Source organism: Stenotrophomonas sp. NA06056 (assembly GCF_013364355.1).
Lineage (GTDB): Bacteria > Pseudomonadota > Gammaproteobacteria > Xanthomonadales > Xanthomonadaceae > Stenotrophomonas.
On record NZ_CP054931.1, the window covers coordinates 467,577 to 488,961 of the forward strand.

The 21,385-nt window shown below is 65.4% G+C and carries 20 protein-coding genes and 1 pseudogene; 11 read left to right on the top strand and 10 right to left on the bottom strand.

Translation table 11 applies throughout. The features are described from left to right. Nucleotides 1–16: 16 nt before the first annotated feature. From atpA to HUT07_RS02110, 4 genes are all read left to right on the top strand, one after another. The gene (gene atpA / locus HUT07_RS02095; protein WP_176019521.1) at nt 17–1,564 is read left to right on the top strand and encodes a F0F1 ATP synthase subunit alpha; all 1,548 of its coding nucleotides are present in this window, start codon (nt 17–19) and stop codon (nt 1,562–1,564) included. A gap of 95 nt (nt 1,565–1,659) precedes the next feature. Continuing rightward, the gene (gene atpG, locus HUT07_RS02100; RefSeq protein ID WP_089237047.1) at nt 1,660–2,523 is read left to right on the top strand and encodes a F0F1 ATP synthase subunit gamma; all 864 of its coding nucleotides are present in this window, start codon (nt 1,660–1,662) and stop codon (nt 2,521–2,523) included. Nucleotides 2,524–2,561: 38 nt separating this feature from the next. Then, the gene (gene atpD / locus HUT07_RS02105; protein WP_176019522.1) at nt 2,562–3,968 is read left to right on the top strand and encodes a F0F1 ATP synthase subunit beta; all 1,407 of its coding nucleotides are present in this window, start codon (nt 2,562–2,564) and stop codon (nt 3,966–3,968) included. A 112-nt stretch (nt 3,969–4,080) separates the two neighbouring features. Beyond that, nucleotides 4,081–4,503: a F0F1 ATP synthase subunit epsilon gene (locus HUT07_RS02110; RefSeq protein WP_025877355.1), complete on the top strand. Its 423-nt coding sequence runs from the start codon at nt 4,081–4,083 to the stop codon at nt 4,501–4,503. A 91-nt stretch (nt 4,504–4,594) separates the two neighbouring features. Here HUT07_RS02110 and HUT07_RS02115 read toward each other — a convergent pair whose 3' ends face one another. Then, nucleotides 4,595–4,978 (bottom strand): GtrA family protein, encoded by a 384-nt coding sequence (locus HUT07_RS02115; RefSeq protein WP_176019523.1) that lies wholly within the window; start codon nt 4,976–4,978, stop codon nt 4,595–4,597. Between the two features lie 79 nt (nt 4,979–5,057). Here HUT07_RS02115 and glmU point away from each other — a divergent pair, with 79 nt between their 5' ends. Both glmU and HUT07_RS02125 read left to right on the top strand, forming a co-directional pair. Next, nucleotides 5,058–6,425, top strand: coding sequence for a bifunctional UDP-N-acetylglucosamine diphosphorylase/glucosamine-1-phosphate N-acetyltransferase GlmU (glmU, locus tag HUT07_RS02120; protein WP_176019524.1), 1,368 nt, complete (start codon nt 5,058–5,060; stop codon nt 6,423–6,425). Then, nucleotides 6,394–6,927, top strand: a complete 534-nt coding sequence (locus tag HUT07_RS02125; RefSeq protein ID WP_176019525.1) for a GNAT family N-acetyltransferase — start codon at nt 6,394–6,396, stop codon at nt 6,925–6,927. The genes glmU and HUT07_RS02125 overlap by 32 nt, the downstream gene beginning before the upstream one ends. 140 nt (nt 6,928–7,067) lie before the next feature. Here HUT07_RS02125 and HUT07_RS02130 read toward each other — a convergent pair. From HUT07_RS02130 to HUT07_RS02160, 7 genes and pseudogenes are all read right to left on the bottom strand, one after another. Next, a pseudogene (locus HUT07_RS02130) lies at nt 7,068–8,501 on the bottom strand (ATP-binding protein); the annotation flags it as partial. After that, entirely contained in the window at nt 8,426–9,772 is a 1,347-nt protein-coding gene (locus tag HUT07_RS02135; protein WP_176019527.1) for a sigma-54 dependent transcriptional regulator, read from the bottom strand. The pseudogene HUT07_RS02130 and the gene HUT07_RS02135, both read right to left, overlap by 76 nt. A 136-nt stretch (nt 9,773–9,908) precedes the next feature. Further along, nucleotides 9,909–10,301 carry a PDZ domain-containing protein gene (locus HUT07_RS02140; RefSeq protein ID WP_176019528.1) on the bottom strand — a complete coding sequence of 131 codons (393 nt, stop codon included), beginning with the start codon at nt 10,299–10,301 and terminating at the stop codon, nt 9,909–9,911. Between the two features lies 1 nt (nt 10,302). Continuing rightward, on the bottom strand, nt 10,303–11,517 hold the full coding sequence (locus tag HUT07_RS02145; protein WP_176019529.1) for an FtsX-like permease family protein: 1,215 nt from the start codon (nt 11,515–11,517) through the stop codon (nt 10,303–10,305). A gap of 21 nt (nt 11,518–11,538) precedes the next feature. Next, nucleotides 11,539–12,843, bottom strand: coding sequence for an ABC transporter permease (locus tag HUT07_RS02150; RefSeq protein WP_176019530.1), 1,305 nt, complete (start codon nt 12,841–12,843; stop codon nt 11,539–11,541). A 10-nt stretch (nt 12,844–12,853) separates the two neighbouring features. Beyond that, a complete protein-coding gene (locus tag HUT07_RS02155; protein ID WP_025877338.1) occupies nt 12,854–13,576 on the bottom strand; it encodes an ABC transporter ATP-binding protein in 723 nt (240 codons plus the stop codon). Between the two features lie 31 nt (nt 13,577–13,607). Then, nucleotides 13,608–14,885: an efflux RND transporter periplasmic adaptor subunit gene (locus HUT07_RS02160; RefSeq protein WP_176019531.1), complete on the bottom strand. Its 1,278-nt coding sequence runs from the start codon at nt 14,883–14,885 to the stop codon at nt 13,608–13,610. Between the two features lie 214 nt (nt 14,886–15,099). On the opposite strand from HUT07_RS02160, the gene glmS reads away from it, so the two are divergent. From glmS to HUT07_RS02180, 4 genes are all read left to right on the top strand, one after another. Next, complete coding sequence (gene glmS / locus HUT07_RS02165; RefSeq protein WP_176019532.1) at nt 15,100–16,938, top strand: glutamine--fructose-6-phosphate transaminase (isomerizing); 1,839 nt, start codon at nt 15,100–15,102, stop codon at nt 16,936–16,938. Between the two features lie 112 nt (nt 16,939–17,050). After that, the gene (locus HUT07_RS02170) at nt 17,051–17,419 is read left to right on the top strand and encodes a hypothetical protein (RefSeq protein WP_176019533.1); all 369 of its coding nucleotides are present in this window, start codon (nt 17,051–17,053) and stop codon (nt 17,417–17,419) included. Between the two features lie 108 nt (nt 17,420–17,527). Then, a complete protein-coding gene (locus HUT07_RS02175; RefSeq protein WP_176019534.1) occupies nt 17,528–17,989 on the top strand; it encodes a DUF2846 domain-containing protein in 462 nt (153 codons plus the stop codon). Between the two features lie 504 nt (nt 17,990–18,493). After that, the gene (locus tag HUT07_RS02180) at nt 18,494–18,925 is read left to right on the top strand and encodes a CBS domain-containing protein (protein WP_176019535.1); all 432 of its coding nucleotides are present in this window, start codon (nt 18,494–18,496) and stop codon (nt 18,923–18,925) included. Between the two features lie 92 nt (nt 18,926–19,017). Here the strand turns inward: HUT07_RS02180 and HUT07_RS02185 are convergent, their stop codons facing one another. Continuing rightward, nucleotides 19,018–19,446, bottom strand: coding sequence for a VOC family protein (locus tag HUT07_RS02185; RefSeq protein WP_176019536.1), 429 nt, complete (start codon nt 19,444–19,446; stop codon nt 19,018–19,020). Between the two features lie 126 nt (nt 19,447–19,572). Further along, nucleotides 19,573–20,091 carry a lactoylglutathione lyase gene (gloA, locus tag HUT07_RS02190; RefSeq protein ID WP_176019537.1) on the bottom strand — a complete coding sequence of 173 codons (519 nt, stop codon included), beginning with the start codon at nt 20,089–20,091 and terminating at the stop codon, nt 19,573–19,575. A gap of 126 nt (nt 20,092–20,217) precedes the next feature. Between gloA and HUT07_RS02195 the strand changes: the two genes are divergently transcribed. After that, entirely contained in the window at nt 20,218–21,330 is a 1,113-nt protein-coding gene (locus tag HUT07_RS02195; protein ID WP_176019538.1) for a PLP-dependent cysteine synthase family protein, read from the top strand. Nucleotides 21,331–21,385 lie beyond the last annotated feature (55 nt).

A 21,385-nucleotide genomic window follows, 5' to 3' on the forward strand; every position in this document is an offset into this window, starting at 1 on the left:
GCACTAGGACTTGACGATGGCAACCACGCTCAACCCCTCCGAAATCAGCGAACTGATCAAGAACCGCATCGAGAAGGTCAAGCTGGCCGCGGAATCGCGCAACGAAGGCACCGTGACCAGCGTGTCCGACGGCATCGTGCGCATCTTCGGTCTGGCCGACGTGATGCAGGGCGAAATGATCGAACTGCCGAACAACACCTTCGCCCTGGCCCTGAACCTGGAGCGCGACTCGGTCGGCGCCGTGGTCCTGGGTGGCTACGAGAAAGTGCGCGAAGGTGACGTCGCCAAGACCACCGGCCGCATCCTGGAAGTGCCGGTGGGTCCGGAACTGCTGGGCCGCGTCGTCAACGCGCTCGGCGAGCCGATCGACGGCAAGGGCCCGCTGGGCACTGAGCTGACCGCTCCGGTGGAGCGCGTTGCTCCGGGCGTGATCTGGCGCAAGTCGGTCGACCAGCCGGTGCAGACCGGTTACAAGTCGGTCGACTCGATGATCCCGATCGGCCGTGGCCAGCGCGAGCTGGTCATCGGTGACCGCCAGACCGGCAAGACCGCGCTGGCCATCGATGCGGTGATCAACCAGAAGGGCACCGGCATCAAGTGCGTGTACGTAGCGATCGGCCAGAAGGCCTCGACCGTTGCCAACATCGTGCGCAAGCTGGAAGAGAACGGCGCCCTGGCGCACACCATCGTGGTGGCTGCCACCGCGTCCGAATCGGCCGCGATGCAGTACATCAGCGCCTACTCGGGCTGCACCATGGGCGAGTACTTCATGGACCGCGGCGAAGACGCGCTGATCGTGTACGACGATCTGTCCAAGCAGGCCGTGGCCTACCGCCAGATCTCGCTGCTGCTGAAGCGCCCGCCGGGCCGTGAAGCCTACCCGGGTGACGTGTTCTACCTGCACTCCCGTCTGCTCGAGCGCGCTGCCCGCGTGTCCGAGGAATATGTCGAGAAGTTCACCGAAGGCAAGGTCACCGGCAAGACCGGTTCGCTGACCGCGCTGCCGATCATCGAAACCCAGGCCGGCGACGTGTCCGCCTTCGTTCCGACCAACGTGATCTCGATCACCGACGGCCAGATCTTCCTGGAAACCGACCTGTTCAACGCCGGCATCCGCCCGGCCGTGAACGCCGGTATCTCGGTGTCGCGCGTCGGTGGTTCGGCGCAGACCAAGATCATCAAGAAGCTGTCCGGCGGCATCCGTATCTCGCTGGCCCAGTACCGCGAGCTGGCTGCGTTCGCGCAGTTCGCCTCGGACCTGGACGAAGCCACCCGCAAGCAGCTGGAGCGCGGCCAGCGCGTCACCGAGCTGATGAAGCAGAAGCAGTACGCGCCGATGTCGATCGCCAACCAGGCGCTGTCGATCTACGCCGTCAACGAGGGTTACCTCGACGACGTGCCGGTCAGCAAGCTGCTGGCGTTCGAAGAAGGCCTGCACGCGCACTTCGCCAACACCCAGGGCGAACTGATCGGCAAGGTCAACGCCACCGGCGGCTGGGACAACGACATCGAAGGTGCCTTCAAGAAGGGCATCGTCGAGTTCAAGACCACCGGCAGCTGGTAATCGAGGTCCTGTAGAGCGGAGCGATGCTCCGCTGGACCAGACGATCAAACGGTTGAACAACGCGGGGCCCAGGCCCCGCGCCACGGGAATAAGAGATGGCAAGCGGACGCGAAATCAAAACCAAGATCAAGAGCGTGCAGAACACCCGCAAGGTGACGCGCGCCCTGGAAATGGTCTCGGCCTCCAAGATCCGCAAGGCGCAGGATCGGATGAAGACCTCGCGTCCGTACGCGCAGGCGATGAAGCAGGTGATCGGCCACCTGGCGCAGGCCAGCACCGACTACCAGCATCCGTTCCTGGTCGAGCGTGAGCAGGTCAAGCGGGTCGGTTTCATCGTGATCTCCTCCGATCGCGGTCTGGCCGGCGGCCTCAACAACAACCTGTTCCGCAAGATGCTTGGCGAAGCCAAGGCCTGGCAGGACAAGGGCGCCGAAGTGGACCTGGTGACCATCGGCCAGAAGGCGTCGACCTTCTTCCGCCGGGTCAAGGTGAACATGGTCGGCACGGTGACCCACATCGGTGACACGCCGAAGCTGGAATCGCTGATCGGTGTGATCAAGGTCATGCTCGACGCCTTCACCGAAGGCAAGGTCGACCGCGTGTACCTGGTCTACAACCGCTTCGTCAACACCATGGTGCAGAAGGCCAGCTTCGATCAGCTGCTGCCGCTGCCGGCCGCGGAGAAGCAGGTTGCGCATCACGACTGGGACTACCTGTACGAACCCGATGCCGCGACCGTGCTCGAGCACGTGATGACGCGTTACATCGAGTCGCTGGTGTACCAGGCGCTGCTGGAAAACGTCGCTTCCGAACATGCCGCGCGCATGGTGGCGATGAAGTCGGCCAGTGACAACGCCAACAAGCTGATCGGAACCCTGCAGCTGGTCTACAACAAGGCCCGCCAGGCAGCGATCACCCAGGAAATCTCCGAAATCGTCGGCGGCGCGGCAGCAGTCTGACCGCGTTCGTTAAAAGCACACATTTAGAGGATGCAGCAATGAGTCAGGGCAAGATCGTTCAGATCATCGGCGCCGTCGTCGACGTCGAATTCCCCCGCGAGTCGGTGCCGAAGGTGTACCACGCGCTGAAGGTGGACAACACCGAAATCACCCTGGAAGTGCAGCAGCAGCTCGGTGACGGCGTGGTCCGCTGCATCGCGCTGGGCTCCACCGATGGCCTGAAGCGCAACCTGGTGGCCACCAACACCGAACGCGGTATTTCCGTGCCGGTCGGTGCTGGCACCCTGGGCCGCATCATGGACGTGCTCGGCCGTCCGATCGACGAAGCCGGTCCGGTTGCCGCCAGCGATACCTGGGAAATCCACCGCTCTGCTCCGTCGTACGAAGACCAGTCGCCGGCCACCGAGCTGCTGGAAACCGGCATCAAGGTCATCGACCTGATGTGCCCGTTCGCCAAGGGCGGCAAGGTCGGCCTGTTCGGCGGCGCCGGCGTCGGCAAGACCGTCAACATGATGGAACTGATCAACAACATCGCCAAGGCGCACAGCGGTCTGTCCGTGTTCGCCGGCGTGGGTGAGCGTACCCGTGAGGGCAACGACTTCTACCACGAGATGAAGGACTCCAACGTCCTGGACAAGGTCGCGATGGTGTACGGCCAGATGAACGAGCCGCCGGGCAACCGTCTGCGCGTCGCCCTGACCGGCCTGACCATGGCCGAGTACTTCCGCGACGAGAAGGACGAAAACGGCAAGGGCAAGGACGTGCTGCTGTTCGTCGACAACATCTACCGCTACACCCTGGCCGGTACCGAAGTGTCGGCACTGCTGGGTCGTATGCCGTCGGCAGTGGGCTACCAGCCGACCCTGGCCGAGGAAATGGGCGTCCTGCAGGAGCGCATCACCTCGACCAAGAACGGTTCGATCACCTCGATCCAGGCCGTTTACGTGCCGGCCGATGACTTGACCGATCCGTCGCCGGCGACCACCTTCGCCCACCTTGACTCGACCGTGACCCTGTCGCGTTCGATCGCTTCGCTGGGTATCTACCCGGCGGTCGATCCGCTGGATTCCACCAGCCGCCAGATGGACCCGCTGGTCATCGGCCACGAGCACTACGACACCGCCCAGCGCGTCCAGCAGACCCTGCAGAAGTACAAGGAACTGAAGGACATCATCGCCATCCTGGGCATGGACGAACTGTCCGAAGAAGACAAGCAGGCCGTGTCGCGCGCCCGCAAGATCGAGCGCTTCTTCAGCCAGCCGTTCCACGTGGCCGAAGTGTTCACCGGCTCGCCGGGCAAGTACGTGTCGCTGAAGGACACCATCCGTGGCTTCAAGGCCATCGTCGATGGCGAGTACGACCACCTGCCGGAGCAGGCGTTCTACATGGTCGGCAGCATCGAAGAAGCGGTCGAGAAGGCCAAGAAGATGGCCGAGAAGGCCTGATGCGGCAGGGACGGGCACACGCCCGTCCCGACCGTGACACGGGGTGGGCCTGCGCCCACCGCTGCGGAATCCCTGCGGTGGGTCCGACCCGCCCCCTAGCGAAGAGAGTTACATGAGCACCATCCGTTGCGACATCGTCAGCGCCGAGCAGGAAATCTTCCGTGGCGAAGCGACCCTGGTCGTGGCCACCGGTGAGCTGGGCGAACTGGGCATCGCGCCCAAGCACGCACCGCTGATCACCCGCCTGAAGCCGGGCAAGGTGGTAGTGACCACGCCGAGCGGCGAGCAGCTGGATTTCGCCATTTCCGGCGGCATCCTGGAAGTGCAGCCGCAGGTGGTGACCGTGCTGGCCGACACCGCGATCCGCGCACAGGACATCGACGAAGCCTCGGTCCGCAAGGCCAAGGAAGAAGCCGAACGCATCCTGGCCAACCGCGGCGAAGCGATGGAAGTGGCCGAAGCCCAGCAGAAGCTGGCCGAAGCCGTTGTCCAGCTGCAGGCGCTGGAGCGCCTGCGCAAGACCCTCAAGCACTGAGGCTCAGCGTCATCAAGCAGGAACGCCGGCCATGTGCCGGCGTTTTTGTATGTGCCGACGTTGCATGTGCCGACGACGCACCGAAGCGCCTTTACCGGTACACGACGTGGCGCAGCAGCAGGAAAGACACCACCGCCAGGCAGGCTTCCACCAGCGGCTTTGCCAGCCAGGCGTACTGCAGACCCAGCGCCTGGTCGGCGGCGGTCACCAGCAGCGTGCTGGCCAGGGTCAACAGCAACCACAGCGGCAGGAATCGTGCGAAGCGGTGCCAACCCAGGCGCTGCCCGTTGGCATCGGCGAAGGTGATGCGTCCATTGAGCCAGAAGCCCAGCAACATGCCGGCAACGCGTCCGCAGACGTTGCCAGGCGCCGCAGGCATGCCGGCCGCCGTCGCCAGTACGAACACCGCCCAGTCCAGCAGCAACTGCAGCAGGCCGACGACGAGATAGGAACGGCCTTGGCGGAGCAGGCTCATGGTGCCGGGGGCAAGGTGGGGGCTCCATGTTAACGGCCCCCGTTCTAGAATCATCGCCATCGAATCGTGGATCGCCCGCATGACCCAACCCCTGCACGTCATCATCCTCGCCGCCGGCGCCGGCAAGCGCATGAAATCGGTGCTGCCCAAGGTTCTGCAGCCGATTGCCGGGCAGCCGATGCTGGCGCATGTGATCGCCACGGCGCGGGAACTGCAGCCGGCTGCCATCCACGTGGTGTACGGCCATGGCGGGGATCAGGTGCGGCACTACTTTGCTGACCAGCCGGACCTGTTGTGGGCGGAACAGGCACAGCAGCTGGGAACCGGCCACGCCGTGGCCCAGGCCATGCCGGAGGTGCCCGACGCCGCACAGGTGCTGGTGTTGTACGGCGATGTGCCGTTGATCCGTGCGCAGACACTGCGCGACCTGCTGGCCCAGCCCGGCCGGCTGGCGGTGCTGGTGGCCGATGTCGAGGACCCCACCGGCTACGGTCGCGTGTTGCGCGATGCCGAAGGCAAGGTGGGGGCGATTGTCGAGCAGAAGGACGCCGATGACGAACAGCGCCGGGTGCGCATCATCAATACCGGCATCATCACCGCTGAGTCGACGGCGCTGCGGCGTTGGCTGTCGCAGTTGTCCAACAGCAACGCGCAGGGCGAGTATTACCTGACCGATGTATTCGCCTTCGCCGCCCGCGAGTTCACTCCGGCGGAGATGGCGTTGGTGGCCGATGCACAGGACGCGGAAGGCGCGAACGATCCATGGCAGCTTTCGCAGCTGGAACGGGCCTGGCAGCGGCGCGCGGTGCGTGCGTTGTGCATCCAGGGCGCGCGCGTACGCGATCCGGCGCGGGTCGATATCCGCGGTGAGGTGATTGTCGGCAGCGATGTGATGATCGATGTCGATGTGATCCTCGAAGGCAAGGTGGTGCTCGGCGATGGCGTAACCATCGGCCCGTTCACGCGGCTGAAGGACGTCACCCTCGGCGCCGGCACCGAAGTGCGCGCGCACTGCGATGTCGAAGGCGTGATCAGCGAGGGTGCGGCACAGATCGGTCCGTTCGCGCGCCTGCGCCCGGGTACCGTGCTGGCCGATGGCGTGCACGTGGGCAACTTCGTGGAAACCAAGAAGGTCACTCTGGGCGTCGGCAGCAAGGCCAACCACCTGACCTACCTGGGTGATGCGGTGATCGGCAGCAAGGTCAACATCGGTGCGGGCACCATCACCTGCAACTACGACGGCGTGAACAAGTCGACCACCACCATTGGCGACAACGCGTTCATCGGTTCCAACAGCTCGCTGGTTGCACCGGTACTGATCGGTGAAGGGGCGACGATTGCTGCAGGTTCGGTCATCACCCGCTCTGCGCCGGACGGCAAGCTGACCGTGGCCCGTGCGCGCCAGGAAACGATCGATGGTTGGCAGCGACCCGTCAAGAAAAGCTGAGCCGAGGCCGCCGCGCGTCGACGAACTCGACGCGCTGCCCTGCATCGAACAGCGTGCGGGGGAACTGCTGCGCGGTCATGAGGCGTACCCGGTGTTCGCCGGTCATGGTCTGGACCTGCTTACGTTGCAGGCTGGACTGCAGCGTGGCCAGTTGTGGGTCATCGAAGGAGTGGACGGAGACATCGCCGGCTACCTGCTGGGCGGCGTGCTCGATGGCGATTTCCATGTGCTGCAGATGGATGTAGACCCCAGCCACGCGCGGCGTGGTTATGGAAGAGCGCTGCTGAGGCATGCGCTGGCCGAGGCCAGGACGCGTGGCTATCCGGCTGCGGTACTGACCACGTTGTCCGATGTGCCGTGGAATGCGTCTTTTTACGCCAGCGAAGGGTTCAATGCGCTGCCGGAGGCAGAGTGGGGTGCAGGCCTGCGAGCGGTGATGGCCGAGGAAGCCGCGTTGGGATTCCCGATGCATCTGCGCGTGGCGATGCGGCGGGTTCTGTAGTGGCGGCACGTGGATGCCCGCACAGCGCCGTGCGTGCTTCTGATCGTTCCCGACCTTGGCAGGCATATCCACGCATGGCGTGGATCTACCGGGTTCGCGCGGTCCAGTAGATCCACGCCATGCGTGGATACGGCCACTCGTCAGCTCAGCGGCAATAGAATCGACACACACAGCCCACCGTCGGTTCGGTTCTGCAGCGATACCCTGCCGCCGTGCGCCTCGACGATCTCGCGGGTAAGTGCCAGCCCCAGCCCGGTGCCATTGCGCTTGGTCGAATAGAACGGCATCAGCGCATTCTGCAGCACCTGCTCGTTCATGCCCTTGCCACGGTCCAGCACATCCAGCCGCAACCACTGCGGCAGCCGGGTCAGCTGCACCTGCACGTCGTCGTTGGGCGGATCTGCTTCGGCGCAGGCCTCGTGCGCGTTCTTCAGCAGGTTGAGCAGGGCCTGGCCGAACTGGGCGATGTCGATCCGGCTGCTCAGCTCCTCGTCGAGTTCACGCTCCATCGTGAACGGAATCTGTTGGCACAGGCTGGACAGGAACGGCGCCCAGTGCACGGTCTGCAGTTGCGGCTGTGGCAGCTTGGCGAAACGTGCGTAGCCCCGGATGAAGCCTTCCAGGTGGCGTGCGCGGTCTTCAATGGTGGTGAAGATCTCCGGCAGCCGGTCGAAGCGCTCGCGTTTGACCAGCTCGCCACCGGAGTGCGCCAACGAGGCGATCGGCGCCAGCGAATTGTTGAGTTCGTGGCTGATCACCCGGATCACCTTCTTCCAGGTCTGCACTTCCTGTCGGCGCAGTTCGGCGGTGAGCTGGCGTACCAGCAGCAGGTCATGCGGGCGGCCGTTGAGCTGGAACGCACGCCGCGACAGGTGATAGACCTGTTCGTCATCCTCGTCGCCCTCCACGCCGTCTTCGTTTTCCGACTTCACCGCGAACAGGCTGTCGCCGCCGCGGCCGATGGCATCGCGCAGCTCCACCGGCAGCTGCTCGAGCACGTCTTCCATGCGCTGGCCTTCCAGCTTCCAGCCGCCGTGCAGCAGCTTGCGCGCAGCCAGGTTGGAAAACACCACGCGGGAAATGCCATCGCCGCCGGCGGCGATCAGCAGCATTGCCACCGGGGTGTTCTGCACCATGGTGTCCAGCAGCAGTTCGCGTTGCACCAGGCCCTGGCGCTGCTCGCGCAACACGTCACCCAGTTCGCGGTGTGCCGCCACCAGGTCGCCCAGCTCGTCGTTGCCGGGCCAGTGCACGCCGAAGTTGTACTCACCGTCGCGGTAGCTGCTGGTGGTCCCGGATAGCGCGCGCATCAACGAGCGCACCGGTGCGGTGGCGCGGCGCAGCGTCCACCACATCAATGCCAGCAGGACGATCGTGGAAACGGTGGTCACCACCCAGCCATGGTCCATCCAGTAGGCCAGCAGCCACGGCAGCGCGGCAGCCAGCGCCAGCACCGGCAGCAGGCGCAGGAACAGGCGGAAGGTGAACGAGCGTCGTTTCATTCGCGCGGGATGCCGTGACGGTCCATGCGCCGGTACAGCGCCTGCCGGCTCAGTCCCAGCTCGTTGGCCGCCTGTGCGATGACGCCGTGGTTGCGCGCCAGCACTTCTTCGATACGCGCGCGGTCGGGATCGTTGCCGGCGCTCGGTGTCGGGCGTGGCGCAGCAGGCGCACGCGGCAGGTTGAGATCGGCAGCGTCGATGCGGTTGCCCGTGGCCAGCAGTTCGGCACGCTGGATCACGTTGCGCAGTTCGCGCACGTTGCCCGGCCACAGGTGGCGTTGCAGCGCAGTGGCGGCCGCGCTGGACAGCGGCTTGCCGATGCTGAGGAAATGCTCGGCCAACGGCACGATGTCGCCGGGGCGCTCGGCCAGCGGCGGCAGCGCCAGTTCCACCGTGTTGAGCCGGTAGTAGAGGTCTTCGCGGAAGGTACCCTCGCGGATCATTGCCGGCAGGTCGGCATTGGTCGCACTGACCACGCGCACCTTGACCTGGCGTTCGCGGTTGGAGCCCAGGCGTTCGAAGCGTCCGGTCTCCAGCACGCGCAGCAGCTTCATCTGCCCGCCCAGCGACAGGTTGCCGATCTCGTCCAGGAACAGCGTGCCGCCGTCGGCCGCCTCGAACTTGCCTTCGCGTGCCTTGTTGGCGCCGGTGTAGGCGCCAGCCTCCGCACCGAACAGTTCGGCCTCGATCAGTTCGGAGGGCAGGGCGCCGCAGTTCACTGCGACGAACGGACCCTTGGCCACCAGCGAGTTGGCCTGGATGATCTGCGCGATCTTTTCCTTGCCGGCGCCATTGGGGCCGGTGATCAGCACCGGCAGTTCCGAACGCGCGACCTGGCAGGCCAGGGCGATGACACGTTCGCTGGCGGGGTCGGCGAACACCGCGCCGCACAACGCGTACTTGTCTTCCAGTGCATGGCGCTGGCGCTGTTCGCGCTGGCGTCGCTGGTCCAGCTCGCGCCGGGCTTCGGACAGTTCCAGCAGGTTGTTGACGGTGGTCAGCAGCTTGCGGTCATCCCAGGGCTTGGCAAGGTAATCAGCGGCACCGGCCTTGACCAGGTCCACTGCGCTGCTCAGGTGCGTCCAGGCCGTCAGCAGGATCACCGGCAGATCGGGGTGGCGTTCGCGGATCTGCGCAAATAGTGCCTCGCCTTCCTCGCCGGAGGTGGTGTCCTCGCTGAAGTTCATGTCCTGGATCACCAGGTCGACCGCCTGTGACTCCAGCAGCGCCAGCCCTTCGGCCGGGCTCTGCGCCAGCAGGGTGTCGATGTCGTGCAGGGAGAACAGCACGTCCAGCGCGGTACCCACGCTGGCGTTGTCGTCGATGATCAGGATCGCAGGCATTCGGCGGCTTCTGGGAGGGCAGGGAAGCGCCGGAAAGCGTCGGCGCCGCGCACGGAAAAGGGTGGATGACGCCGGAGCTTTCGGCGCCACCCACCAAGCATAGCCAAACCGATGGCGGCGCAGGGGCCGCCGGGCCTCAACGCCTTGGCGGCGGCGGAGGTGGGGGAGCCGGCCGCGGCGGCGGTGGCGCCAGCGCGGGGCGCCACTGGGCTACGTTCACCGGCACGGTGAGCATCCGGCCATCGCGGCGCAGCAGCAGGTGGACGGTGGCCGTCGATGCCGCCTGCACGGCGTCGGCGAGCTGCTCGATCTGCCGCACCGGCGAATCGTCCACGCGCAGGATGCGGTCGCCGCTGCGCACGCCGAAGCGGGCCTCCGGGCTGGCTGCATCCACGCGTACTACGCCCTCGGTGGAGCGCAGCGCCAGCCGCGCATCGTCCTGGCGCCACTCCAGCGTCTGCGCGCTGCTGCTGCCGGCGAGTACCGGCAGCGGCAGGGCCAACAACATCAGCAGTAGGCTGGCACGCATCTCATGCCCCCCGCGTGGCGACGGCCGGCGGCACGGCAGCGGCACGGCGGGCCGGGCCGAACACGGCGATCTGGCCCAGCAACCACAGCAGTACCGCGCCCAGTGGCAGGTACAGCAGCGGCATGCGCGGCAGCTCGTACATGTTCATCAGCGCCAGGTTGATGGCGTAGGCCGCCAGCATGCCCAGCACGATGCCCAGCGTGGCCAGCAGGAAGTTCTCGGTCTGGAAGTAGCGCAGGATCTGTCCACGGGTGGCGCCCAAGGCGCGGCGGATGCCGATCTGCTTGCTGCGCTGCTGCACCCAGAAGCTGGCCAGGCCGACGATGCCCAGTGCAGTGACCACCAGCAGCGCGATGCACACGGTGACCAGCAGGCCAACCATCGAGCGGTCGTTCTTGAAGTAGTCGGCGCGCTGTTCCTGGTAGGTCAGCTTCTCGCGCACCAGGCGGTTGGGGTCGTTGTGCTCCAGCGCGGCCAGTGCGCCCTTCAGCACTTCATCGCGGCGCTCCGGCGAGGTCCGCAGCATGTACGGCCCGCGGGTGAAGTCGGTACGCACCGGCAGGATCATCGACAGGGTGCTGTTGTCGTTGTAGTCGGTCGGAGTGGCCAGGTGGGCGACCACGCCGACCACATGCAGCGCCTGGTTGCCCATGTAGAACGTCTTGCCCAGCGCACTCTGGTCCGGATACATCTTGGCGGCGACCTGCTGGTTGATGATCACCGGCGCGGCGCGGTCAGGTTTGGGATTCTTCTGCGCTTCTTCCAGGTCGATGTACTCGCTGGGCAGGAAATCGCGCCCGGCGACCAGTTGCAGGCCCAGCGTGGACAGAGCGTTTTCACCAACCATGTACTGCGACACGAAGGCTGTCGGGCGTTCCTGCTCCCGCTCGCGCGAGATGCTGGTGTTGCTCGAATTGCGGCGGAACGGCAGCTGGTTGACCTTGGCCACGCTGGTCACGCCGGGAATCGCGCGCAGCGACGCCAGGTCTTCGTTGGTGCGGGCCATGGCGTTGGTCTGCTTGCCGATGCCGTTGACCCGGACCATGACCAGTTCGTTCTCGACCAGGCCGCTGGGCTGGCTGATCTTCTCCACGCGCTGGGTGACCAGGAACAGGGCATTGCAGACGATGGCGCAGGTCAGGGCGATTTCCAGCACGATCAATGCGGCTGCGGTCTTGTGCCGGCGCAGGGTGCTGAGGATGGGGCGGATGTCCATGGGATGTCCTCGTTCCGGTGCTTACTGCGACTTGAGCTGGATGGCCGGGGTGACCTGCATCGCGCGCCAGGCGGGCAGGAAGCCGGCAGCGATGCTGGCGAGCAGGGTCAGGCCGAGCGAGAGCAGCAGCATGCTGCCGTCCAGGTGGGCCAGCTTGGCGTAGTCCACCGGCTGCTGGCGCACCGCGTACAGGCCCAGCAGCGCCAGCCCGATACCGAGCACGCCACCGACCACGCCCACCGCACCCGCTTCGACCAGGCACTGCAGGAAGATCTGCCCGCGGCTGGCGCCCAGTGCGCGACGCACGCCGATCTCACCGCTGCGGCGCAGGAACTTGGCCAGCAGCAGGCCGACGGTGTTGACCAGGCAGACACCGAGGAAACCCAGCGCCAGCCACATCTGCAGGCGCACGTCGCTGGGCACCGCGTTGTTGAAGGTCAGCCATTCCATCACGGTACGCAGGCGCACATTGGCCGGACGCTCGAAACGGCCGGCAGCCCGCTGCTGGTCCGAATAGTTGACCAGGTAGCGGCGGTAGTCCTCGGCCTTGGACGGGTCAAGCTCCACCCAGTACTGGACCCAGGTGCACGGCGCGTTGATCGAGTTGCTGTCGTCGTCGGGGGCGCCGTCGCGGAAGCAGTTCATGTTGCCGTTGCTGCCGAACTTCAGGTCCATCGCGGTGGACAGCGGCATCATCAGATCCTCTTCGCGGCCGTAGTTGCCCACGGTCAGGTCGAAGAAGTGCGGTTCCGGATTCCAGGTGTCCATCACGCCGATCACGCGCAGCGAATGGCCATCGACACGGACCTGGCGGCCGACACTGTCGGCACCCTGGAACAGCTTGTCGTTGATCACCTTGGACAGCACCACAACGCGGGCGCGACCGTCATCGTCGCTGGCCGTCCAGGCACGGCCATACAGCATCGGCACGTTGAACATCGGGAAGAAATCGGCCGAGGTCCAGCGCGTATCGATGTTGAACGGCTTCAGCGTGCTGCCTTCCGGCTCGACGGTCACATCGCCGGCACTCATCATCGCCTGGCGCTCGCCACGCTTCTCGCGCAGCAGCGTCTCGGCATCGAAACGGGTCATCTGGGTCTCCGGCTCTTCACCGGTCAGGTAACCCGAGCGCGGGCGCGGATCAACCTGTACGTAGAACAGGCGGTCGCTCTTGTCCGGGATCGGATCGCCGGACAGCACATGGAACACGGTCAGGGTGGTCATCGAAGCACCGATGCCCAGCGCGATGGCCACCACCATCAGCGCGGTCAGTACCTTGTTGCGGCGGAAGCTGCGCACCGCCAGTCGGGCGTAGTAGGCGAACATGGTCGTGCCCTCACTCGTTGACGGCGACGATGCGACGTGGGGTGGCCAGCACCGGCTCGCGCACCAGGTCGGTGACCTGGCCGTCGACGATGTGTACGTTGCGCTGCGCGCGTGCGGCCAGTTCCGGGTCATGGGTGACCATGACGATGGTGGTGCCGGCGGCGTTGATCTCTTCCAGCAGTTCCATCACGCCACGCGCCATCTGCGTGTCCAGGTTGCCGGTCGGTTCGTCAGCCAGCAGCAGGCGCGGGCTGCCGGCCAGGGCACGGGCAATCGCCGCGCGCTGCTGCTGGCCGCCGGAGAGTTCGTTCGGGTAGTGCTTCATGCGCGAGCCCAGGCCAACCTGGCTCAGCGCCTTTTCAATGCGCTCGCGGCGCTCGCCGGCGCTCATCCTGCGGTAGCGCAGCGGCACGTCGACGTTGTCGAACAGGTTGAGGTCCGGAATCAGGTTGAAGCCCTGGAAGATGAAGCCGATCTTCTGGTTGCGCAGGCGGCTGCGCGCGTCATCGCCGAGCTTGCTGACGTCCTGGCCATCAAGCATGTAGGTGCCGCTGGTGAAGGTCTCCAGCAGGCCGGCGATGTTGAGGAAGGTGGTCTTGCCGGAGCCGGATGGGCCGGTGACGGCGACGAACTCGCCTTCCTTGACCTGCAGTTCCAGTGAACGCAGCGCGTGGGTTTCCACCTGTTCGGTACGGAAGACCTTGGCGACCGAACGCATTTCGAGCATGTACATGGGGTGTCCTCTCTCCAGGATGTATGAGTTGTCAGTTGACGGAGACGCGTTCGGCGTCCTTGAACAGGTCGCTGCCCGAGACCACGATGCGGTCCCCCGGCTGCACACCCGACTTGATTTCCACTTCGCCCAGGCTGCTGACGCCCAGTTCGACCGGACGGCGCACCGCAGTGCGGCCGTCCATCACGTACGCCACGCCGTTGCCCTGTTCCACGAACGGGCCGCGCTCGACCTTCATGACGTTCTTGCGGGTATCCAGCAGCACCCGCACCGACATCCGCTGGCTCTGGCGCAGGCCTTCCGGCTGGGCCGCAGCGAAGCGGACGCGCGCGTTGACTTCGCCGTTGACCACTTCCGGCGACACCGCGCTGATCTCGCCCGGGAACGGCTGGCCGTTGCCGCCGGTCAGCTGCGCCGGCATGCCGATCGCCAGATCGCGCGCGAAGCTCTCGGGCACCTTGATCTCGACTTCGAACTTGGACAGGTCGACCACGCCCAGCACCGGCGCGTTGGCGGCGAGGTTGGTGGCCTGGGTGGCCTGCACCTGGCCCACCTGGCCGTCGAACGGTGCGCGCAGGGTCAGCGCGTCCACCTGTCGCTGTACTTCGGCCACCACGGCCTTCTGGCGGTCGGCCAGCAAGCGCTTGTTGCGTGCGTCCAGATCCGCGCCCTGGCTCTGCAGGCGCGCATCGGTGGTGGCATTGGCCAGGCTGATGTCGGCCTTCTTCAGGGTGTCCTGGGCCTTGGCCAGATCGATCTGCGGCACCGCACCACCATCGAAGCCGCGCTGGTAGCGCTGCAGGTCGCGGTCGGCGGCCTGGCGCTCGATGCTGGCCTGGTCGGTTTCCTTGCGTGACTTGGCCCGGGCCAGGGTCGCATCCAGGTTGGCGCGGCTGGCCTCGGCCTCCAGGCCGGCCAGGGTGGCCTCCTCCTGCGCCAGCTTGCTGCGCAGCTCGGGGCTGTCGATGATCGCCAGCTCCTGGCCCTTCTTGACCACGTCGCCGGCCACCACCTTCAGGTCGACGGTGCCAGCGGAGATCGCATACAGCACCGGGCTGTTGGCGGCGATCACGCGGCCGTCGGCGGCGATGTCGCGCACCAGGTCGCCACGCTGGACCTCGGCAATGCGTACCCGGCTGCTGTCGAACGAGCGGCTGGCGTTGGACCAGGCATGCACGGCCCAGCCGATGCCGGCGAGCAGGGCGATGCCAGCCAGGGCCGGCCAGCGGTAACGGTGCCATGCGGCCTTGGGCGCACTGGCCGAAGCGGAGGAAACGATCTGGTCCTGGGCGGAGGTGTCGCGGATCATCGGGTTCGTGCCTGTCGGTGGTGCCAGAGTGGTGCTCTACACAAAGCACACAGCGTGCCAACTTTATTTCCTTTTCCATCAATGATTTGCAGATCTTCCTCGGCTGTCCGGGTGTCCGCGGACACCTTTCCGGACACTTTCATTAAGCGGACAGGAGGGGGCTGGCGGACACGCAGGCTAGAATGCGGCGACCGTCTTCAAGGAAATGCGTGACATGTGTGGAATCGTAGGTGCGATCGCCCAACGGGATGTGGTGCCGGTCCTGATCGAAGGACTGAAGCGATTGGAATACCGTGGTTACGATTCCTCCGGTATCGCCGTGATCGATCAGGCCGAACGGCCCGACGTGCGCCGCGTGCGCCGTACCGGTCGTGTCTCTGAAATGGCCACTGCTGCCGAGGCCGAAGGCTTCACTGCCAGCCTGGGCATCGGCCACACGCGTTGGGCCACGCACGGTGGCGTTACCGAGGCCAATGCGCATCCGCACATCAGCCACGGCGTGGCGCTGGTGCACAACGGCATCATCGAAAACCATGAAGAGCAGCGCGAGAAACTGCGCGCGCTGGGCTATACCTTCGAGTCGCAGACCGATACCGAAGTGATCGCCCACCTGATCCACCACCACCTGAAGAATGGCGATGACCTGCTGGTCGCGCTGCAGCACACGGTCAAGGAACTGACCGGTGCCTACGCACTGGCCGTGGTCAGCCGTGCCGAACCAGAACGTTTCGTCTGTGCGCGCATGGGCTGCCCGTTGCTGGTCGGCCTGGGCGAGGGCGAGAATTTCGTGGCGTCCGATGTGTCGGCCGTGCTGTCGGCCACGCGCAAGGTGATCTTCCTGGAAGAGGGCGACACCGCCGAGATCCGCCGAGAGGGTGTGCGCATCTTCGACGGCAACGATCAGCCGGTCGAGCGCGACGTGCACCTGTCCGATGTCTCGCTGGCCTCGCTGGAGCTTGGCCCGTACCGCCACTTCATGCAGAAGGAAATCCACGAGCAGCCGCGTGCACTGGCTGACACCATCGAAGCGGCGATCGACGCCGGTGGTTTCCCGGCCGAGCTGTTCGGCAAGAATGCCGCGGCGGTACTGTCGGGCATCGAAGGCGTGCAGATCCTGGCCTGCGGCACCAGCTACTACTCGGGCCTGACCGCGCGCTACTGGATCGAGGCCATTGCCGGCCTGCCGTGCAGCGTGGAAATCGCCAGCGAGTACCGCTACCGCGCTGCGTATGCCAACCCGAAGCACCTGATCGTGACCATCTCCCAGTCCGGCGAAACGCTGGATACGATGGAAGCGCTGAAGTACGCCAAGTCGCTGGGCCACAAGCACACGCTGTCGATCTGCAACGTGCCGGAAAGCGCGATTCCGCGTGCCAGTGAACTGGTCTGCTACACCCGCGCCGGCGCCGAGATCGGCGTAGCGTCGACCAAGGCCTTCACCACCCAGCTGGCTGCGCTGTTCCAGCTGACCGTGGTCCTTGGCAAGCTGCATGGCCGCGTTGATGCCGCGCAGGAAGCGGACTACCTGGAGCAGCTGCGTTTCCTGCCGGGCAGCGTGCAGCATGCGTTGAACATGGAGCCGCAGATCGCTGCATGGGCCGAGCGCTTCGCACGCAAGAGCAGTGCGCTGTTCCTGGGCCGCGGCCTGCACTATCCGATTGCTCTGGAAGGCGCGCTCAAACTCAAGGAAATTTCGTACATCCACGCCGAGGCCTACCCGGCCGGCGAGCTCAAGCACGGGCCGCTGGCGCTGGTGGACGAGGACATGCCGGTGGTGGTGATCGCACCCAATGACAGCCTGCTGGAGAAGGTCAAATCCAATATGCAGGAGGTGCGGGCGCGTGGCGGTGAGCTGTTTGTGTTCGCCGACCAGGACAGCAACTTCAACGAATCCGAAGGCGTGCACGTGATCCGCACGCCGCGCCATGCTGGCGTGCTCAGCCCGGTGGTGCACACCATTCCGGTGCAGCTGCTGGCATACCACACCGCGTTGGCACGCGGCACCGACGTGGACAAGCCGCGCAACCTGGCCAAGAGCGTGACGGTGGAGTAACACTGGACGTGGCTGGTTGAGAGCGAAACAAGGGGCGGTCCGGGAGGATCGCCCTTTTTCGTTCCCGCGTGGCACCATGCGTCTACCAGGCCTGCTGCATCACGGAGGATGCATGCGCCATCTTGACCAATTCGATGTGCTCGCCAACCTGCGCAACGGTCGCAGCGTTGAACAGTTGCTGGCAGCCGGCCAGGATGCCGACGGGCGGATCGTCCGCTTTCTGGTCATCCATCTCGAACGGGAAGGGCAGTGGGCAGTGACCTTGCACGAGCTTGCCGACGTGGGCACTGCGCAGTATCTGGACATCTACAGCTTTCCCAGCGTCGCGCCAGATCCGGACGACGCGCAGAGCGCATCATTCGCCAGCGTCGAGGCCGCACTGGAGTACGCTCGGCGCGCATTGAGTGCGGACATGCGGCGCTTCGTCAATTCAGGTATGGCTGAATCAGAGTACAGGGATACCTATCACCCGCAGTGGTGAAGACTGCCGAGCAGTGGCGGGTCCGCGCGAGGCTGTGCGGGCCTCCCTCGGTACGGTCGATGGAAGACTCAATCCGCGCGCACCGACGCGCATGACAGGGGGCGGTAGATGAAGAAGTGGCAGGTGGTTGCACTGGCAGCGTCAATTGCGATGTTGTCTGCGTGTGCGAGTGTCCCGGCAGCGGACAAGGGGCAGATGGAGCTGGCCAAGACCTTCCCGGTGCCGGAGGAAGGCAAGGCAGGCGTCTATGTCTATCGCAACAGTTTTATCGGCCAGGCACTGAAGAAGGATCTCTGGATCGATGGCGAATGCCTGGGTGAGACCGCGAACAAGGTGTTCTTCTACACCCTGTTGTCCGGCAACCAGGAACATGCGATCTCGACGGAATCGGAGTTCTCGCCCAATGACATCAAGCTGCTTGTCGAGGCGGGAAAGAACTACTTCATCGAGCAGACCATCAAGATGGGGGTGTTCGTTGGTGGCGCCAAACTCACTGTCGTTCCAGAGGCGGAGGGGCGGCGCCAGGTGGCGCAGTTGAAGCTGGCCCAGAAAGGACAATGCTCCCGATAGCATCGGGCAGGATGCGCCGGTCGTGAACCGGCGCATCCGTACATGCCGCAGCGCATGCGTCGCACCCGCGTTGTCGGCGCGCTGCGGGTCCTGGTATCGGCACCTTCCGCGACGGATCGGGCCTGACCGCCCTGACTTTGCAGGGTCGGGCGGTTGCAGTGGTGGCGGCCATCGCTGTGCGAACTTGAGGGCGTGGCACCCACTGCATTCAGCGCCGGTTTCAGCCCGGGTGCGATTCTCGGAGGCGTCGAAGGTTCCTACGACGAACTGTCCCATCGATGCCGCTAGTGACCGATGGACGCAGTCGTAGAATCAAGTTGACCGAGATCCGGGTTGAGTCGTTGAACCCGCCTCGTTCGCGTTGCAGCACCTAGCCCGCCTCCTGGCGAAATGCCAGATCCGGCAAAGTGCGCCAGACGTGCGCTGAAGGGTCTGTTCCCGGGGAGGGGGCGAATCGGCAGAGCACACTTTTTTGACTTCAGTGACCTGCACCAGGAAACAAGAATGAACGTCCGCGAGCTCCTGCAATCCAAGAAAGAAGCTGTCATCACCATCGACACGGAAGACACGATCGGTGCCGCCGCACACAAGATGAGCGCGAATAAAATCGCCGCACTGGTCGTGATGAAGGATGATGCCCCGGTCGGCATCATTTCCGAGAAGGACATCGTCCGCAGCCTGGCCGATGATGGCCCGCAGGCGGGCCGACGGGTGATTTCCAGCCTGCAGTCCACCGGCCTGGAAGGCATCGCGCCGGACGCCACGCTGAAGCAGGCCATGTCCCTGATGACCTACTCGCGTCGTCGCCACCTGATGGTCACCGACGGCAACCAGCTGGTCGGCATCCTCAGCCTGGGTGACATCGTGAAGAACCTGCTGGGCGAGCTGGAGCTGGAAAAGGCCGTGCTGCAGGACATCTACATGGCGGCCCACTGAGGCCCGCGCAGTACGATGAGACGAAGCCGGGCATTGCCCGGCTTCTTCGTTGGTAGCGCCGGGCCATGCCCGGCGAGCGCGTAGCGCAGGAATCAGAAGCTGACCTTGACCGAATCGGCGCTGTAGTTCGCCGGGCCGTGGTAGACCACTTCGATGTTGTTGCCATCCGGGTCGAGCACGAAGGCGCCGTAGTAGCCGGGATGGTAAGGGCGCTCGCCGGGCGCGCCGTTGTCCTTGCCGCCCGCCGACAGTGCGGCGGTGTGGAAGGCGTCGACGGTAGCGCTGTCGCGGGCCTGGAAAGCCAGATGGTGGCGGCCGGTCAGCTGGCCGGCCGCAGCCTCGCTGCTCGCACTTGAAATGAACAGCTCGTCGGCCCAGAAGTAGTCATCGCCTTCGCCGGCCACCGGGATGCCGATGGTGTCGAACACCGCCTGGTAGAAGCGGCGGCTGGCGGCCAGATCGCGTACGACCAGCTGGATGTGGTCGATCAATCGCCCGCGGTGCAGTTCCATCGTTTCCATACGAACCTCGCAAAAAAAGGGGGACGGAGTCGGTAGCGCCGGGCCGTGCCCGGCGAGCGCGCAGCGCGGCCTGCTCAAGGCCGCCGGGCATGGCCCGGCGCTACCGGAATTGTGCCCCTTTCTGGGTCAGGCGTTGGAGATGATCTCGACCCAGTAGCCGTCCGGGTCCTTGATGAATGCGAGGTTCTTCATGCGGCCGTCGGTCAGGCGCTTCTGGAAGGCCACACCCAGGTCCTCGAAGCGCTGGCAGGCCGCTTCGATGTCCGGCACCGACACGCAGATGTGGCCGAAGCCGCGCGGGTCGCTGTTGCCGTCGTGGTAGACCGCGCCGTCCTGGTTCTCGGTGCCATGGTTGTGGGTCAGCTCCAGCACGCCCGGCAGGCCGGCCATCCACAGGCGGCGGGTGTCGTCGTCTTCCGGCACGGTGGTGCCAGCCGGAACGTAGGCCAGGAAGTACAGGCTGAACTTGGCGTCGGCGAAGTCGCGCTTGTCGATCAACTGGTAGCCCAGCACGCGGGTGTAGAAGTCCAGCGAAGCGGTGGCGTCCTTGACCCGCAGCATGGTGTGGTTGAAGACGAAGCCGGTGGTTTCGGCCGGGGCCTGGGCGGCGACGCCGGGGACATCGCGCAGGGCGGGAATGGTCATGGGGGAGGTCCTTCAGACAGGGCCGTTGCCGGCCGGATGGGGGTCATTCTACGGGCCGGCAGCTGACGGCACCGCGACGTACAATGGTTGGATCGCACCGTTCCGTCCTGATGACCATTGCCCGCCATGTCGCAGCGTGAATGGGTGGCTGCCGCCATCCGCAAGATCGAAGCCGATTTCAATCGTTCCGCCGATACCCACCTGATCCCGCTGGCCTTGCCCGGGTTCGATGGCATCGAGGTGTACCTGAAGGATGAATCGAGCCATCCCACCGGCAGCCTCAAGCACCGGCTGGCGCGCTCGCTGTTCCTGTATGCGCTGGCCAACGGCTGGCTGCGTGAAGGGCGGCCGGTGATCGAGGCCTCCAGCGGCTCCACTGCCGTATCCGAGGCCTACTTCGCGCGACTGCTCGGCCTGCCGTTCATCGCGGTGATGCCGGCCACGACGTCGCCGGAGAAGATCGCGGCGATCGAGTTCCATGGTGGCCGCTGCCATCTGGTCGAGCGCGCATGCGACCTCAACTGCGATTCGGAAAAGCTGGCCCGCGAAACCGGCGGCCACTTCATGGACCAGTTCACCTACGCCGAGCGCGCCACCGACTGGCGTGCCAACAACAACATCGCCGAATCCATCTTCAAGCAGATGGCCGAGGAGCCCAGCCCGATTCCGGACTGGATCGTGTGCAGCCCCGGTACCGGCGGTACTGCGGCAACGCTCGGGCGCTACGTCAGCTATCGCCGGCATGACACCCGCATCCTGTGTGCGGACCCGGAAGTCTCGGTGTTCTTCGACGGCTACCAGGCCGCACTGGCCGGCGGCACCGAGTGGCGCGGCATGACCTGCAGCGGTGGCTCGCGGGTGGAAGGTATCGGCCGGCCGCGTGTGGAGTCGAGCTTCATCCCGACCAGTGTCGATGCCATGGTGAAGGTGCCCGATGCCTTGAGCCTGGCTGCGATGCGCCACGTCAGCCGGCAGCTGGGGCGCCGTGTCGGTGGCTCCACCGGTACCAATTTCATCGGCGTGCTGCAGGCCGCGCAGTGGATGCGCGAGGCCGGCCGCCAGGGCAGCATCGTCAGCATCCTCTGTGACAGCGGCGATCGCTACGCGCACAGCTATTACGACCCCGCCTGGTATGTGCGTCAGGGAATCGATGTGGACGCGGCCGACGCGCAGGTCGCCGCAGCAGTAGCCGGGCAGGGCCTGCCCGCACTGCCGTGGTGCAGCCTGGAAGCGCTGTAAGCCCGTCAGGCATCCGCCGGGCATGGCCCGGCGCTACCAAGACAGGTCGGTAGCG

Bases quoted from the DNA above. Each gene is read 5' to 3' on its own strand.
- HUT07_RS02155 (WP_025877338.1), bottom strand. From the start codon at position 13,576: ATGTACATGCTCGAAATGCGTTCGGTCGCCAAGGTCTTCCGTACCGAA.
- HUT07_RS02115 (WP_176019523.1), bottom strand. From the start codon at position 4,978: ATGAGCCTGCTCCGCCAAGGCCGTTCCTATCTCGTCGTCGGCCTGCTG.
- HUT07_RS02185 (WP_176019536.1), bottom strand. From the start codon at position 19,446: ATGGAAACGATGGAACTGCACCGCGGGCGATTGATCGACCACATCCAG.
- HUT07_RS02170 (WP_176019533.1), top strand. From the start codon at position 17,051: ATGCGCCATCTTGACCAATTCGATGTGCTCGCCAACCTGCGCAACGGT.
- HUT07_RS02125 (WP_176019525.1), top strand. From the start codon at position 6,394: ATGGTTGGCAGCGACCCGTCAAGAAAAGCTGAGCCGAGGCCGCCGCGC.
- HUT07_RS02110 (WP_025877355.1), top strand. From the start codon at position 4,081: ATGAGCACCATCCGTTGCGACATCGTCAGCGCCGAGCAGGAAATCTTC.
- HUT07_RS02180 (WP_176019535.1), top strand. From the start codon at position 18,494: ATGAACGTCCGCGAGCTCCTGCAATCCAAGAAAGAAGCTGTCATCACC.
- HUT07_RS02195 (WP_176019538.1), top strand. From the start codon at position 20,218: ATGTCGCAGCGTGAATGGGTGGCTGCCGCCATCCGCAAGATCGAAGCC.
- HUT07_RS02145 (WP_176019529.1), bottom strand. From the start codon at position 11,517: ATGGACATCCGCCCCATCCTCAGCACCCTGCGCCGGCACAAGACCGCA.
- atpA (WP_176019521.1), top strand. From the start codon at position 17: ATGGCAACCACGCTCAACCCCTCCGAAATCAGCGAACTGATCAAGAAC.
- HUT07_RS02160 (WP_176019531.1), bottom strand. From the start codon at position 14,885: ATGATCCGCGACACCTCCGCCCAGGACCAGATCGTTTCCTCCGCTTCG.
- atpD (WP_176019522.1), top strand. From the start codon at position 2,562: ATGAGTCAGGGCAAGATCGTTCAGATCATCGGCGCCGTCGTCGACGTC.
- glmU (WP_176019524.1), top strand. From the start codon at position 5,058: ATGACCCAACCCCTGCACGTCATCATCCTCGCCGCCGGCGCCGGCAAG.
- HUT07_RS02135 (WP_176019527.1), bottom strand. From the start codon at position 9,772: ATGCCTGCGATCCTGATCATCGACGACAACGCCAGCGTGGGTACCGCG.
- HUT07_RS02175 (WP_176019534.1), top strand. From the start codon at position 17,528: ATGAAGAAGTGGCAGGTGGTTGCACTGGCAGCGTCAATTGCGATGTTG.
- atpG (WP_089237047.1), top strand. From the start codon at position 1,660: ATGGCAAGCGGACGCGAAATCAAAACCAAGATCAAGAGCGTGCAGAAC.
- glmS (WP_176019532.1), top strand. From the start codon at position 15,100: ATGTGTGGAATCGTAGGTGCGATCGCCCAACGGGATGTGGTGCCGGTC.
- gloA (WP_176019537.1), bottom strand. From the start codon at position 20,091: ATGACCATTCCCGCCCTGCGCGATGTCCCCGGCGTCGCCGCCCAGGCC.
- HUT07_RS02140 (WP_176019528.1), bottom strand. From the start codon at position 10,301: ATGCGTGCCAGCCTACTGCTGATGTTGTTGGCCCTGCCGCTGCCGGTA.
- HUT07_RS02150 (WP_176019530.1), bottom strand. From the start codon at position 12,843: ATGTTCGCCTACTACGCCCGACTGGCGGTGCGCAGCTTCCGCCGCAAC.